Source organism: Streptomyces sp. NBC_01707 (genome assembly GCF_041438805.1).
Taxonomy (GTDB): domain Bacteria; phylum Actinomycetota; class Actinomycetes; order Streptomycetales; family Streptomycetaceae; genus Streptomyces.
Genome location: NZ_CP109190.1, coordinates 7,212,228 through 7,226,101 on the forward strand (window position 1 = coordinate 7,212,228; position 13,874 = coordinate 7,226,101).

Here is a 13,874-nt window from a genome sequence, read left to right on the forward strand (position 1 = left end):
GGCGTGATCGGCGACGGATACAGGGCCGGGCAGGGACCGAACAGGAGCAGCGCCAGGTGACGAGCATCGTTCCTGCGGAGGTGGCCGGTGCCGAGCCGATGACCGGAAGAGTTTCCCCGGTCGGGGCCGGCGCGGGCGCCGTTGGCGCGCAGCTCGCGCCGCGCGCCAGGCTGTTCCCCTCGCTCGCCGCCGTCTACCGCGCCCAGCTGTCCCGGGCCAGGGTCGCCCGGATCCCGCTGCTCTTCGTGGCGACCTTCCAGTCCATCGGGATCATGATCCTGATGCGCGGGGTCGTCGACGGCGGTTCGGAGGCACGGGCCGTGGTCGCCGGATCCAGCGTCCTCGTCGTCGCCTTCGTCGCGCTCAACCTGCTCGCCCAGTACTTCGGGCAGCTGCGGGCCAGCGGCGGGCTCGACCACTACGCCACCCTGCCGGTGCCGCCCGCCGCGGTGGTGCTCGGTGCGGCCGGGGCGTACGCCTCCTTCACCGTGCCCGGCACGATCGTCACCGCGGTCACCGGGAGCGTGCTCTTCCAGTTGCCGATGACCCACCTGTGGGTGCTGGTCGCCGTCATCCCGCTCTCCGGGGCCGCGCTCTCCGGGCTCGGCGCCGCACTCGGACTGCTCGCACCCCGGCAGGAGCTGGCAACGCTGCTCGGGCAGCTGGGCATGTCGGCGGCGCTGCTGCTCGGGGTGCTGCCCGCCAACCGCATGCCCGCGCCGATCGGCTGGGCCCGCGATCTGCTGCCTTCGACGTACGGGGTGGAGGCCCTGTCCCGCTCGTTCGGCACCCGTCCCGACTGGGCGGTCATCGCCCTCGATCTCGGCGTCTGCGCGGTCGTCGGCGTTCTCTCGCTGGCCGTGGCGACCTGGGCGTACCGCAGGGCAGCGGTCCGGTGAGGCGCGACACAGCAACGCCTGGCACGATGGCACGGTGACCGCACCTCTGACGCCGCCCCACCGGCCCTCGCCCGACGACCCCTGGCAGATCCCGCCGAAGGGCGGTGGCTCCCACCCCGGGATGCTCCCGGAGTCGCAGGAGCAGCACGACCTTCCGGCGGACCTGCGGCGGGCAGCCCTGATCACCGTCCTGATGACGGTGGCAGGCGTCGCCCTCGGAGTGCTGTGGCTGTGGCTGGCGCCGCGCGTCCCGCTGGTCTCCGACAACCAGGCGGTCTTCCTCAGCGACAGCGAGGGCGAGCAGGCGATCGGGGCCGACGGCACGTTCGTGCTGCTTGCGCTCGCGTTCGGTGCGGTGGCTGCGGCGCTCGTCTTCTGGTTCTTCAGGCGGGGCGGGATCGCGCCCGTGGCCGGCCTCGCCCTGGGCGGGCTGCTCGGGTCGCTGGTCGCCTGGGGGGTCGGCGTCTGGTTCGGGCCGGGGCGGGATGTGGTCGCCCACGCGCGTGAGGTCGGCAAGGGCGTGGTGTTCGATGCGCCGCTCGAGCTGCATGCGAAGGGGGCGTTGCTGGCCTGGGCGCTGGCGGCGATGGTCGTGCACCTGGCGCTGACGGCGTTGTTCGGGCCGCGGGATCCGGAGCCGGAGTGGGGGAGCTGGGGGGCGCAGGCACCCGGTGCGCCGCCCGGACCTCCCACGAAGCCGTAGGGGCGGCCGGCGCGGAGCGGCGCCGCCGCACGCACAGCCGTCTCCCCGCCGCCCGGCGCGATTGTGCCGGGCGGGCTCGTAAGGGCGCCTACGACCGGCCGATCGGCGCGAACAGCGCGCCCGTCAGCGACGCCAGATCCGCCGGGGACAGTTCGACCTCCAGGCCGCGGCGGCCGGCCGATACGCAGATCGTCTCGTGGGTCCGTGCCGACGCGTCCAGGACGGTCGGCAGCCGCTTGCGCTGACCCAGGGGCGAGATGCCGCCCCGCACATAGCCCGTCGTACGTTCAGCCGCTGCCGGGTCCGCCATCGCCGCCCGCTTGCCACCGACCGCCGAGGCCAGGGCCTTCAGGTCCAGGGAGCCGGCCACCGGGACTACCGCCACGGTCAGGTTGCCGTCCACGTCGGCCACCAGCGTCTTGAACACGCGGTCCGGCGAGACGCCGAGCGCCTCGGCGGCCTCCTCGCCGTACGAAGGGGAGGCCGGGTCGTGGTCGTACGCATGGGTGGTGAACGGCGTGCCCGCCGCGGTCAGCGCGACCGTCGCCGGGGTACCGCCGGAGCCGGACTGCTGCTTCTTCGACTTCTTCGCCACGGGGCAGGGTCCTCGGGTGGTGGAGGTCAGTTGGGGTGGGTGGGGGCTCTGGTCAGGTCCACCGCGGGCAGCGAAGGCAGATGGCGGATGACCGCCGTCTCGGACCGCAGCAGCGTCAGCTCTTCACGTAGCCGTGTCGCCGTGTCCGGTGCCTGCAGCAGCCGCTGCTTGGTGGGGATGTCCAGGACGGCCGCGGCGGCCACCAGGTAGGAGACGACCGACGGATCGTCCGGCAGGTCCGCGCCCGTCGTCAGCGAGCGTTCGCTCGCTCCGGCCAGCCGCTTCTGGTAGCTGCGGAACGCCCGCAGCACGCCCTCGGCGAGCGCACCGGCCTCCTCGCCGGAGTCCTCGTCGAGCTCTTCGAGTTCGGCCGTCAGATACGGACCGCTCGCATCGACCGAGAGCAGCTTGACCCGGGTCGTGCCGGTCGCCAGGACCTCGAAGCTGCCGTCCGCCCGCTCCCGGATCTTCGCCGCGTCGGCGATACAGCCGACCCGGTGGAAGGTCTGCACCGGGTCGGGGCCGAAGCCGTCCGAGGGGCCGCGCTCGGTGGCGGCGGGCGCCGTGGCGGTGTCCGGCATGCCGAGGGCCGTCGGGGCGGTCTCGCGGCCGTCGCGGATGGCGACCACTGCGAAGCGGCGCGGTTCGTCCTCATCGGTTTTCAGCAGCTCACGCATCATGGCGCGATAGCGCTCCTCGAAGACGTTGAGCGGCAGCACGAGGCCGGGGAACAGCACCGCGTTCAGCGGGAAGAGGGGCAGATGAGCGGTGGTCACAACGGTCAAGCGTAATGGCCGTGCGACCGGCTGTGGTCGGCCCGGTTCCACAAGGGCGTCGCGGAGGCCACCTGGAGCCGTGCCCCGTCCCGTGCATCCAGGAACTGGCCGAGCGGATCGTCGGACACCGACGACCACGGGAACGACGACGCATGGGGTCCGATCAGCCGGAACTGTTCCAGTGCCTCGTCCCACCGGCCCCGCACGACCAGAACGTACGCCAGCAGATTGCGGACCTCGGCCGGCCAGGGATCACCCGGCTCGAAGGCGGCGGAGAGCGTGATCGCCAGATCGGCCGCCGTGTCGATCCGCTCCTCGAGCACGGACGTCGTCTTCACGTCCGGACCGGCGATCAGCAGCGCGAACGCGGCTCGCACCGGCAGCGCCTGCACCAGCGAGCTGGGCAGCGAGTCCTCGGCGGCCCGTTCGGCGAAGTCGAAGCACTCGCGGTGCGAGCCGTACCAGGCGGCGGAGAGGTACTGCAGCGCCGCGACATGGCAGCCGTAGTGGTGCGAGGAGCGCCGGATCGCCTGCTCCCACAGCGCCTCGAAGGTGGTGTGCGAGGCATGCGTGCCGCGCGCGTGGTCCAGGGCGAGACGCCAGGGCACCGGGTCGCGCGGATCGCTCTCGGCCGCCGCGGTGATCAGCGGCCCCACGTCGCGCAGCCGCTCCGCGCGGGCGGGCGACTCCCAGGCCCGGCGGACCGCCAACTCGGCCTTGACGAGCAGGGCGTCCGGGTCGTGCGGAGCGGTGGCGAGCCAGTCGTTCAGCCAGCCGTCGCGGTTGCGGGCGAAGGTGACGAGCCGGCTGAGGTAGCGGTCCCGGTTCTCCCACTCGGCCGCGTCCCGGGTGGTGGCGAGGAGCTTGGCGGCCGGCTCGTACTCGCCCAGGGCGGCGGCTACGAGGGCTGGGGAGAGCCGTTCGTCCGGGGCGTCGAGCAGCACCGCATCGTCCGCCGGCAGTCCCGTGGACAGCCGCGGCGAGTGCCGGATCATGCGCGCGGTACGGCGCAGAGCGCGAAGGAATGCCATGGTGCAGACCATTGAAAAGCGCTGGTCGGGGCTGCGCCAGAGGGGCGCTGTGAAGCTTTGGTGCCGAGTACATGGGTTGCCCCGAAAGCGGTCAAGAAAAAGTAAAGGAATGCATGGAATCTGGCTTGATCCTGTCGTTCCGGCGGTGGGTGTCCGTCTTTTCGGTCGCCGGTCGACCGGTCGTTCGAGCGTCCCGGCGGAGGCTGCCGGGACGCGTGCCGGCCGGGCGGCCGAAGGGGCCGGGGCGGTGGGGTGTGAGCGGGCGTGCCGTCCGGACCCGGCGAGGCCGGTCAGCCGCGGCGCAGCAGCCGGGACGCGCCCGCCGCCACGGTGGTGGCCAATATCCAACCGAGCAGCACCAGCGCGGCCGACGCCCACTGCCAGCCGTCCTCCATCCGCCAGTACCCGTCCTGCCCGAGGTTGATCACGGGCACCAGGAGATCCAGTGCGTACAGCGCCGCGTTCCACTCCGGGTGCTCGTCCCGCTTGATCGGCGCCGGGTCGTACTGCGAGAAGGCCACCGCGCCCGCCGCCCAGAGCACCGCCATCCACACCGCTGCCCGCCCCGGCCGGTAGCCGTACGCCACCGTCCAGTCCTGCAGGATCCCCCACAGCTTCGCGGCGGGCGGCAGTGTCTCGCGCCGCCGCCGCTGCTTGGCGAGCAGCACCTCTCGGGCGTCCGCGTCCTCGCCGCAGCTGCGGAGCACGGCGGCCAGCCGCTCGTACGGCTCCGGCACGTACTCGGGGGTCGCCGCCGCGACCCACTCCAGGCGCCGGGAGAGCGGGAAGTGCCCGTACGGGACGAGGTTCTCGTACACGAAGCCGCCCATCGCGAGCCCGCCGGGCCCCGGCCAGCTGGTCGACACATCGATCAGCGTGACGACCTTCGCGCCGTTCAGTACGACCCGTCCCTCCTCCGGCCGCTCCGCGTTGAACCGCAGCTCCGGAGCCACGATCCGGCGCAGCGAAAGCTCCTCGTGGGGCGCCAGCACGAACCGCGCCTTGTGCAGATCGACCGCGTCACCGAACCGCCCGTCGTCCAGCCGCACCCCGCCGCGGCACTCGAAGATCTGCGAACGGGTGCCGTGTGCCGGGGTCGGGGCCATGACGGTGCCGTACGGGGGAGTGTTGCCCTGGTTCCCCGTGTCGACGCTCACCCAGGCCTCGGTCATGTACAGCGTGCGCTCCACGGTCAGCTGGGGGGCGTTCAGCGCGCGCCGCCCCCGCCCGGCCCGAAGCCGGCTGCCGCGCAGGCTCATCGAACCGCCGACCTTCGCCCCGCGCAGACTCAGCTCACCGCGTGCCTCCACCATCTCGGCCTGCAGGTCCTGCGCGACCGTGAGTCCGTCCCCGGCCAGCGCGCGGCCCTGCCGGTCGGCGCCCAGCTCGATCTGGTTGAGCAGCAGATCCGTGCCTATGTGGGCGTCGGTGAGCCGGATGCCGCGCTCGATCCGGCAGCGCGGCAGATGCAGATCGCCCTCGGTGTGCAGCCGGGCCGCCTCCAGCCGGGGCACCGCGCAGCCGACCATCCGTAACGTCGTGAAATGGCACTCGGGCAGCACCACCTCGTTCTCCAGACGACAACCCGTCAGCTCCACGTAGGGCGCGACGCGCCCGCCCGCGAGATCCAGCGTCCCGGTGATCCGTACGCCCCGGAGCTTCAGCGCGGCGACACGCCCGGGCCGGGCCCGCGGACCGCTCAGCAGCAGCCGGGCGACGACCCGGGCGTCCACGCTGCGCTCCGCGCCCCAGACCGTCGGCGCGAACGGATCGTCACGGAGCGGATCGCGGGCGCGCAGATCGTAGGTGCTGCCGCTTCGGAAGGCCTGCCACATACCCAGCTCGGCCGCGGTGAGAGTGTCCGGAATGTCGCCGTTCTGCGGTTCGGCCACGTGGCCCCCTCTGCTTGCAGTCGCTATTCCCTCTCTGTTCCCTCTGTGTGACGCCGTGAACGCCGGTGGTCAGCAGTGGCCGGGAGTAGTCGGCTGTGACCGCCGGGACATGTATCAGTCAGTGATACGGCCGAACTGCCGCCGATGGCGGTCTGAGAGAATTGCGGTGTGATCTCTCGAATCGATCTGCGCGGCGGTGCCCTCCCCGAGGGCGGCGACCTGCGCGACCTGCTGCCCCGAGCCGAGTTCGACGTGGAGGCCGCACTGGAGACGGTGCGCCCCATCTGCGAGGACGTACGCCATCGTGGCTCAGCGGCAGTGATCGAGTGGGGGGAGAAATTCGACGGCGTACGGATCGACTCGATCCGGGTCCCGGCCTCAGCGATCGCCGAGGCGCTGGAGCGGCTGGATCCCGCCGTACGGGCCGCCCTCGAGGAGTCGATCCGCCGCGCGCGCCTCGTCCACCACGAGCAGCGCCGCACCACACACACCACTAAGGTCGTCCCCGGTGGCACGGTCACCGAGAAGTGGGTGCCCGTCGAGCGCGTCGGTCTGTATGTGCCGGGCGGGCGCTCCGTCTACCCGTCGTCCGTGGTCATGAACGTCGTACCGGCCCAGGAGGCGGGCGTCGAGGGCATCGCCGTCGCCTCCCCGCCGCAGAAGGAGTTCGGCGGCCTGCCGCACCCCACCATCCTCGCCGCCTGCGCCCTGCTCGGTGTCGACGAGGTGTACGCGGCCGGTGGCGCCCAGGCCATCGCGATGTTTGCGTACGGAACGGCCGAATGCCTGCCGGTGAACCTCGTCACCGGCCCCGGCAACATCTATGTCGCCGCCGCCAAGCGCCTCCTCAAGGGCCGCATCGGCATCGACGCCGAGGCCGGACCCACCGAGATCGCGATCCTCGCCGACTCCACCGCCGACGCCGTCCACGTCGCCGCCGACCTGATCAGCCAGGCCGAGCACGATCCGATGGCCGCCGCGGTCCTCGTCACCGACTCCGAGGAGCTGGCCGCCGCCACCGAGGCCGAGCTGAAGCCGCAGGTCGCCGCGACCAGGCACGTCACCGACCGGATCGAACCCGCGCTGGCCGGCCGCCAGTCCGCGATCGTCCTGGTCAACGATCTCGAGGACGGTCTCAAGGTCGTCGACGCGTACGCCGCGGAGCACCTGGAGATCCAGACCGCCGACGCTGCCGCCGTCGCCGACCGCGTCCGTAACGCCGGAGCGATCTTCGTCGGCCCGTGGGCCCCGGTCTCGCTCGGCGACTACTGCGCCGGCTCCAACCACGTCCTGCCGACCGGCGGCTGCGCCTGCCACTCCTCGGGCCTGTCCGTGCAGTCCTTCCTGCGCGGCATCCACATCGTCGACTACACGCGCGACGCGCTCGCCGAGGTCGCCCACCATGTCGTGACCCTCGCCGAGGCGGAGGACCTCCCCGCCCACGGCGCCGCAATCAAGGCCCGTTTCGCCGAAGGCGAGCTGGACGAGCACAGTGGCCGGAAGGTTCCGCAGCAGTGACCAACAGCAAGTCGATCCGGATCGACGATCTTCCGATCCGGGACGAGCTCCGCGGCCAGTCCCCGTACGGCGCCCCGCAGCTCGACGTCGCGGTGCGGCTGAACACCAACGAGAACCCCTACCCGCTCCCCGAGGCGCTCGTCGACCGGATCGCCGAGCGCGTCCGCGAGGCCGCCCGCGACCTCAACCGCTACCCCGACCGGGACGCCGTCGAGCTCCGTACCGAGCTGGCCCGCTACCTCACCCGCACCGCCGGGCACGAAGTGGCGCTGGGCAACGTCTGGGCGGCCAACGGCTCCAACGAGGTGCTGCAGCAGCTGCTGCAGACCTTCGGCGGCCCCGGACGCACCGCGATCGGCTTCGAGCCCTCGTACTCGATGCACGCCCTCATCGCCCGGGGGACCGGCACCGGGTGGGTCTCCGGACCGCGCAAGGAGGACTTCACCATCGATGTCGCGGCGGCCTGTGAGGTCATCGCCGAGCAACGCCCGGACATCGTCTTCATCACCTCGCCCAACAACCCCACGGGTACCGCCGTCGATGCCGAGACCGTGCGCACGCTGTACGACGCCGCCCAGGCAGCCAGGCCGTCGATGGTCGTGGTCGACGAGGCGTACGGCGAATTCAGCCACCACCCCTCGCTGCTCCCGCTGATCGAGGGCCGGCCCAACATGGTGCTCTCGCGCACCATGTCGAAGGCGTTCGGTGCCGCCGGACTGCGGCTCGGCTATCTCGCCGCCGACCCGGCCGTCGTGGACGCCGTGCAGTTGGTGCGACTGCCGTACCACCTGTCCTCCGTCACCCAGGCCACCGCGCTCGCCGCCCTGGAGCACACCGATACGCTCCTCGGGTACGTCGCCCAGCTGAAGAGCGAGCGCGACCGGATCGTCACCGAACTGCGCGCCCTCGGCTTCGACGTGACGGACTCGGACGCCAACTTCGTCCAGTTCGGCCGCTTCACCGACAGCCACACCGCCTGGCAGCAGATCCTCGACCGGGGCGTCCTGGTCCGGGACAACGGCGTACCGGGATGGCTGCGGGTCTCCGCAGGAACCCCGGCAGAGAACGACGCGTTCCTCGATGCGGTACGCGAACTCAAGAAGGAGCACGACGCATGAGCCCCCGCGTAGGCCGCGTGGAACGCACCACCAAGGAGACGTCCGTACTCGTCGAGGTCAACCTCGACGGCACCGGCAAGGTCGACGTCTCGACCGGGGTCGGCTTCTACGACCACATGCTCGACCAGCTCGGCCGCCACGGCCTCTTCGACCTCACGGTGAAGACCGAGGGCGACCTGCACATCGACACGCACCACACCATCGAGGACACCGCCCTCGCCCTCGGCGCCGCCTTCAAGCAGGCGCTCGGCGACAAGGTCGGCATCTACCGCTTCGGCAACTGCACCGTCCCGCTCGACGAGTCGCTCGCCCAGGTCACCGTCGACCTCTCCGGTCGCCCCTACCTGGTGCACACCGAGCCGGAGAACATCGCGCCGATGATCGGCTCCTACGACACGACGATGACCCGGCACATCCTGGAGTCGTTCGTCGCCCAGGCGCAGATCGCCCTGCACGTCCACGTCCCGTACGGCCGCAACGCCCACCACATCGTGGAGTGCCAGTTCAAGGCGCTCGCCCGCGCCCTGCGGTACGCCTGCGAGCACGACCCGCGTGCTGCCGGAATCCTCCCCTCCACGAAGGGCGCGCTGTGACCGGCCTCAACACCGTGCTGATCGTCGTCGGCCTCTTCCTGGCCGGCGGCGTCTACTCCTTCTCGAAGCAGAAGATGCCCAAGGGCGTCATCGTGCTGCTCGGGATCGCCTCCGTGATGTGCCTGGTCGCAGGCGTCATGCGGATCCAGGGACTCTGGGACTGAGGGAGCGACCTGTGAGTGACCAGAAGAAGGTCGTCGTCTTCGACTACGGCTTCGGCAACGTGCGTTCCGCCGAGCGCGCCCTCGCCCACGTCGGCGCGGACGTCGAGATCACCCGCGACTACGAGAAGGCGATGAACGCCGACGGGCTGCTGGTGCCCGGCGTCGGCGCGTTCTCCGCCTGCATGGAGGGGCTGAAGAAGGCCCGCGGCGAATGGATCATCGACCGCAGGCTCTCCGGCGGCCGGCCCGTGATGGGCATCTGCGTCGGCATGCAGATCCTCTTCGAACGCGGGATCGAGCACGGCGTGGAGACGGAGGGTCTCGACGAGTGGCCCGGTACCGTCGCCCCTCTGAAGGCCCCGATCGTCCCGCACATGGGCTGGAACACCGTGCAGTCCCCTGAGGGCTCCGAGCTCTTCGCGGGGCTCGACCCCGAGGCCCGCTTCTACTTCGTGCACTCCTACGCCGTGCACGACTGGAGCCTCGAAGTCACCAACGCCAGGATCCGTGCCCCCCGGGTCACCTGGGCCACCCACGGCGAGCCGTTCGTCGCAGCAGTGGAGAACGGCGCCCTGTGGGCCACCCAGTTCCACCCCGAGAAGTCCGGCGATGCCGGCGCGCAGCTGCTGACCAACTGGATCGGAACACTCTGATGTCCACCAAGCTTGAGCTCCTCCCCGCCGTCGACGTCCGGGACGGCCAAGCCGTCCGCCTCGTGCACGGCGAGTCCGGCTCCGAGACCTCGTACGGCGACCCCCTGCAGGCCGCCCTCGCCTGGCAGCAGGCAGGCGCCGAATGGCTGCATCTCGTCGACCTGGACGCCGCGTTCGGCACCGGTGACAACCGGGCGCAGATCGCCGAGGTCGCCCGCTCCATGGACATCAAGGTCGAGTTGTCCGGTGGTATCCGTGACGACGCCTCGCTCGCCGCGGCCCTCGCCACCGGCTGCACCCGGGTCAACCTCGGCACCGCCGCCCTGGAGACCCCCGAGTGGGTCGCGAAGGTCATCGCCGAGTACGGCGACAAGATCGCCGTCGGCCTCGACGTCCGAGGCACGACGCTCCGCGGCCGCGGCTGGACCCGCGACGGCGGTGACCTCTACGAGACGCTCGCCCGCCTCGACTCCGAGGGCTGCGCCCGCTACGTCGTCACCGACATCGCCAAGGACGGCACGCTTCAGGGCCCCAACCTGGAGCTCCTGAAGAACGTCTGCGCCGCCACCGACAAGCCCGTCGTCGCCTCCGGCGGTGTCTCCTCGCTGGACGACCTGCGGGCCATCGCCTCGCTCGTGCCCCACGGGGTGGAGGGCGCGATCGTCGGCAAGGCGCTGTACGCGAAGGCGTTCACCCTGGAAGAGGCGCTGCAGGTGGTCTCCGCATGACCGACTCAGTCCGCCGTGTCTCCTCCGGGGCCCCCTGGGAGGAGAAGTTCGGCTACTCCCGAGCGGTGGAGCTGTCCAACGGGCTCGTCCTGGTGGCCGGTTGCACATCGGTGGTCAAGGGGCAGATCTCCGCGGGCGGCCCGTACGAGCAGGCCGTCGCCGCCTTCAACGTCGCCTTCGACGCGCTGAAGCAGGTGGGGCTCGGCCGTGAGGACGTCGTCCGCACCCGGATGTACATCACGCACGCCCGGGACGTGGACGAGGTCGGCCGCGCCCACAAGGAGCTGTTCGACGACGTCCGCCCCGCCGCCTCCATGATCATCGTGTCCGGCTTCGTCGACCCCAGCCTGGTCGTCGAGGTCGAGATCGAGGCCTACCGGGCAGGTGCGCAATGAGTCTCGCGGTACGAGTCATCCCGTGCCTGGACGTCGACAACGGCCGGGTCGTCAAGGGCGTCAACTTCCAGAACCTGCGCGACGCGGGCGACCCCGTCGAGATGGCGAAGCTGTACGACGCCGAGGGTGCCGACGAGCTGACCTTCCTCGACATCACCGCGTCCAGCGGCGACCGGGAGACGACCTATGACGTGGTGCGCCGCACCGCCGAGCAGGTCTTCATCCCGCTCACCGTCGGCGGCGGCGTCCGCACCGCCGACGATGTCGACAAGTTGCTGCGGGCCGGCGCCGACAAGGTCGGCGTCAACACCGCGGCCATCGCCCGCCCGGACCTCATCCGGGAGATCGCCGAACGGTTCGGCAGGCAGGTCCTCGTGCTGTCCGTGGACGCCCGCCGTACCCCTGAAGGCACCTTCGAGGTCACCACGCACGGCGGCCGCAGGGGCACCGGCATCGACGCCGTCGAGTGGGCGCACCGGGCCGCCGAGCTGGGTGCGGGCGAGATCCTGCTCAACTCGATGGACGCGGACGGCACGAAGGACGGCTACGACACCGAGATGATCGCGGCGGTCCGGGGGCATGTGACCGTCCCGGTCATCGCCTCCGGTGGCGCGGGCCGGCTCGCGGACTTCGCGCCGGCCATCGCGGCGGGCGCCGACGCGGTGCTGGCCGCGTCCGTCTTCCACTTCGGTGATCTGCGGATCTCCGAGGTCAAGGGCGCACTGCGGGAGGCCGGGCACCCGATCCGCTGACCGCGGAGTCATCGATCGCCGGACGGAACCGCATATCGGTTCCGTCCGGCGATCGGCGTTTCGTCACCTGTCCGACGCGGCAGTCATGCCTCAAATCTCGCAACTTTTATTGCGCAATAAATATTGTGCAAGTTTTCTTTCCTGTCTACGGTGGGGTGCATGGCAAGCAATGAACCGCGCCGGGTCTCGGATCTGGAGACCTTGAAGGCGTTCGGACACCCCCTGCGGATGAAGCTGTACCGAGCGCTCTACATCTCCCGGAAGGCCACCGCCTCCCAGCTCGCCGAGCTGGTCGACGAGGCTGTCTCACTGGTCAGCTACCACCTGCGCAAGCTCGCCGACCACGGCCTGATCGAGGAGGCCGAGCAGCAGGGCAAGGACGGCCGTGAGCGCTGGTGGCAGCCCGCGTCGAAGGGGCTGAACTTCCACGACGAGGACTTCAGCGACGCGCCCGAGAAGGTCGCCACGGCTGCCGCTGTCGGCAGGCTCTCGTTCGACCAGCACATCGAGCTGTACCGGAGTTACCTCGACTCGTCCCAGAGCTGGTCGCCGAAGTGGCGTAGCGCCGCCTCCAGCTCCGAGTACCTGGCCCGGCTCACCGCCGACGAACTGGCCGCGCTCAACCGGGAGGTGCACGAGGTGATCGACCGGTACGAGGAGGCCGGCCGGGCCCGCGACGAGGCGGGGGACACCGAAGGGCGCGAGAACGTCGCCATGCACCTGTACGCATTCCCGTTCCGCATCTGAGCCGGTCACCCGAGAGGACGCACGCCCCTCATGACTGTCACCGTCACGGCCCCGAGTGCTCCCGAACGTCCCGCCCACCGCGACGGCAACGTCCTGCGCTGGCTCGGCGCGTACACCGCGTCGATGGTCGGCGACAGCGTCTACTACATGGCGCTCTCCTGGGCGGCCACCCGCACCGGCACCGCCTCGCAGGCCGGATTCGTCCTCGCCGCCGGATCCGTACCCCGGGCCGTGCTGATGCTCGGCGGGGGAGTCCTGGCGGACCGGTTCGGGCCCCGTCGTCTCGTCATCGGCAGCGATGCCGCGCGCTGCCTGGTCGTCCTGGGCCTGGCCGGCGCCCTGATGGTCACCTCGCCCGCCCTGTGGATGCTGATCGCCGTAGCGCTCGTCTTCGGCGCGGTCGACGCGCTCTTCCTGCCCGCCGTGGGAGCCCTTCCGCCCAGGATCACCACCGCCGGACAGCTGGCCCGGATCCAGGGACTGCGTGGACTCGCGACCCGTACCGCCAATGTGGTCGGCGCACCCCTGGGCGGGGTCGCGGTGGCCCTCGGCGGCCCGGTGCTCGCATTCGCCGCGGCCGGGGTGCTCTTCGCCGTCTCGCTGCCCCTGCTCGTCCTCGTACGGATCGCGCCCCCGCCCGATCAGGCCGGTGCCGAATCTGCCGGCACCGCATGGCGTGAACTGGCCGACGGAGTGCGCCACATCCGGCGCCATCCACTGCTCGGGCCGCTGGTGCTCGTCCTCGCCGTCAGTGAGCTGGGTTTCGCGGGCCCGCTCAACCTCGGGCTGATCCTGCTTGCGAAGGAGCGCGGCTGGGGCGCCGCCGGCATGGGGTGGATCGTCGCCGCCTTCGGTATCGGCGCCGGTGCCGCGGCCCTGCTGCTCGCGGTCCGCGGGCGGCTGCCCCGCGCCGGGCTGATCATGTGCCTGACCGTGCTCGTCGGCGCGGTCGCCGCCGGGGCCCTCGCATATGTCCCGTCGTTGCCGCTCGCCGCCGCGGTCGGCGCCGCGGTCGGGCTCTTCGCCGGACTGGGCGGGGCGCTCTGCGGGGCGCTGATGCAGTCCGCCACCGATCCCGCCTACCTGGGGCGGGTCACCTCGGTCTCGACGCTCTTCACCCATGCGGTCGCACCGCTCAGCTACCCGGTGACCGGCGCGGCCGTCGCCACCTGGGGGACCGCGCCGGTCTTCGCCGCCGGCGCGGCGCTGGGCGGGGCGGGGGCCGTGACCGGTCTGATCGTCACCCGGCTGCGCCGCGCGGAACTCCCGCGCTGACCCGGCCCTCCGTACGTCCTGCCGGCTCCGTAGGC

16 protein-coding genes are annotated in these 13,874 nt (G+C 71.4%); 12 read left to right on the plus strand and 4 right to left on the minus strand.

The annotated features are described in order from the left end of the window. Positions 1 to 98 precede the first annotated feature (98 nt). Together OG963_RS32300 and OG963_RS32305 are read left to right on the plus strand one after the other, a co-directional pair. The gene (locus OG963_RS32300) at positions 99 to 899 is read left to right on the plus strand and encodes an ABC transporter permease (RefSeq protein WP_199822861.1); all 801 of its coding nucleotides are present in this window, start codon (positions 99 to 101) and stop codon (positions 897 to 899) included. A 34-nt stretch (positions 900 to 933) separates the two neighbouring features. Beyond that, complete coding sequence (locus tag OG963_RS32305; RefSeq protein WP_030919410.1) at positions 934 to 1,602, plus strand: hypothetical protein; 669 nt, start codon at positions 934 to 936, stop codon at positions 1,600 to 1,602. 88 nt (positions 1,603 to 1,690) lie between these two features. On the opposite strand, the gene ybaK is transcribed toward OG963_RS32305, so the two are convergent. The 4 genes from ybaK to OG963_RS32325 all read right to left on the minus strand — a co-directional run bounded on the left by ybaK (position 1,691) and on the right by OG963_RS32325 (position 5,896). Continuing rightward, positions 1,691 to 2,197 carry a Cys-tRNA(Pro) deacylase gene (ybaK, locus tag OG963_RS32310; RefSeq protein WP_030919414.1) on the minus strand — a complete coding sequence of 169 codons (507 nt, stop codon included), beginning with the start codon at positions 2,195 to 2,197 and terminating at the stop codon, positions 1,691 to 1,693. A 26-nt stretch (positions 2,198 to 2,223) separates the two neighbouring features. Continuing rightward, complete coding sequence (locus OG963_RS32315) at positions 2,224 to 2,973, minus strand: LON peptidase substrate-binding domain-containing protein (RefSeq protein ID WP_093771651.1); 750 nt, start codon at positions 2,971 to 2,973, stop codon at positions 2,224 to 2,226. 5 nt (positions 2,974 to 2,978) lie between these two features. Further along, complete coding sequence (locus OG963_RS32320; protein WP_030919420.1) at positions 2,979 to 4,016, minus strand: hypothetical protein; 1,038 nt, start codon at positions 4,014 to 4,016, stop codon at positions 2,979 to 2,981. 278 nt (positions 4,017 to 4,294) lie between these two features. Then, entirely contained in the window at positions 4,295 to 5,896 is a 1,602-nt protein-coding gene (locus OG963_RS32325) for an oxidoreductase (RefSeq protein WP_093771653.1), read from the minus strand. 168 nt (positions 5,897 to 6,064) lie between these two features. On the opposite strand from OG963_RS32325, the gene hisD reads away from it, so the two are divergent. The 10 genes from hisD to OG963_RS32375 all read left to right on the plus strand — a co-directional run bounded on the left by hisD (position 6,065) and on the right by OG963_RS32375 (position 13,839). After that, entirely contained in the window at positions 6,065 to 7,414 is a 1,350-nt protein-coding gene (gene hisD / locus OG963_RS32330; protein WP_093771655.1) for a histidinol dehydrogenase, read from the plus strand. Continuing rightward, the gene (locus OG963_RS32335; RefSeq protein ID WP_093771657.1) at positions 7,411 to 8,532 is read left to right on the plus strand and encodes a histidinol-phosphate transaminase; all 1,122 of its coding nucleotides are present in this window, start codon (positions 7,411 to 7,413) and stop codon (positions 8,530 to 8,532) included. The genes hisD and OG963_RS32335 overlap by 4 nt, the downstream gene beginning before the upstream one ends. Further along, positions 8,529 to 9,125, plus strand: coding sequence for an imidazoleglycerol-phosphate dehydratase HisB (gene hisB, locus OG963_RS32340; RefSeq protein WP_030919430.1), 597 nt, complete (start codon positions 8,529 to 8,531; stop codon positions 9,123 to 9,125). Before OG963_RS32335 ends, hisB begins: the two co-directional genes overlap by 4 nt. After that, on the plus strand, positions 9,122 to 9,289 hold the full coding sequence (locus OG963_RS32345; protein WP_030919433.1) for a hypothetical protein: 168 nt from the start codon (positions 9,122 to 9,124) through the stop codon (positions 9,287 to 9,289). The genes hisB and OG963_RS32345 overlap by 4 nt, the downstream gene beginning before the upstream one ends. A gap of 11 nt (positions 9,290 to 9,300) precedes the next feature. Continuing rightward, complete coding sequence (hisH, locus tag OG963_RS32350; RefSeq protein ID WP_030919436.1) at positions 9,301 to 9,942, plus strand: imidazole glycerol phosphate synthase subunit HisH; 642 nt, start codon at positions 9,301 to 9,303, stop codon at positions 9,940 to 9,942. Further along, a complete protein-coding gene (gene priA / locus OG963_RS32355; RefSeq protein WP_030919439.1) occupies positions 9,942 to 10,670 on the plus strand; it encodes a bifunctional 1-(5-phosphoribosyl)-5-((5-phosphoribosylamino)methylideneamino)imidazole-4-carboxamide isomerase/phosphoribosylanthranilate isomerase PriA in 729 nt (242 codons plus the stop codon). The genes hisH and priA overlap by 1 nt, the downstream gene beginning before the upstream one ends. Beyond that, the gene (locus tag OG963_RS32360) at positions 10,667 to 11,065 is read left to right on the plus strand and encodes a RidA family protein (protein ID WP_093771659.1); all 399 of its coding nucleotides are present in this window, start codon (positions 10,667 to 10,669) and stop codon (positions 11,063 to 11,065) included. The genes priA and OG963_RS32360 overlap by 4 nt, the downstream gene beginning before the upstream one ends. After that, the gene (gene hisF / locus OG963_RS32365) at positions 11,062 to 11,817 is read left to right on the plus strand and encodes an imidazole glycerol phosphate synthase subunit HisF (protein ID WP_030919445.1); all 756 of its coding nucleotides are present in this window, start codon (positions 11,062 to 11,064) and stop codon (positions 11,815 to 11,817) included. Before OG963_RS32360 ends, hisF begins: the two co-directional genes overlap by 4 nt. 159 nt (positions 11,818 to 11,976) lie before the next feature. Then, positions 11,977 to 12,564, plus strand: a complete 588-nt coding sequence (locus OG963_RS32370; protein ID WP_093771661.1) for a transcriptional regulator — start codon at positions 11,977 to 11,979, stop codon at positions 12,562 to 12,564. A gap of 30 nt (positions 12,565 to 12,594) precedes the next feature. Next, positions 12,595 to 13,839, plus strand: a complete 1,245-nt coding sequence (locus OG963_RS32375) for an MFS transporter (RefSeq protein WP_371799736.1) — start codon at positions 12,595 to 12,597, stop codon at positions 13,837 to 13,839. The last annotated feature ends 35 nt before the right edge of the window (positions 13,840 to 13,874 follow it).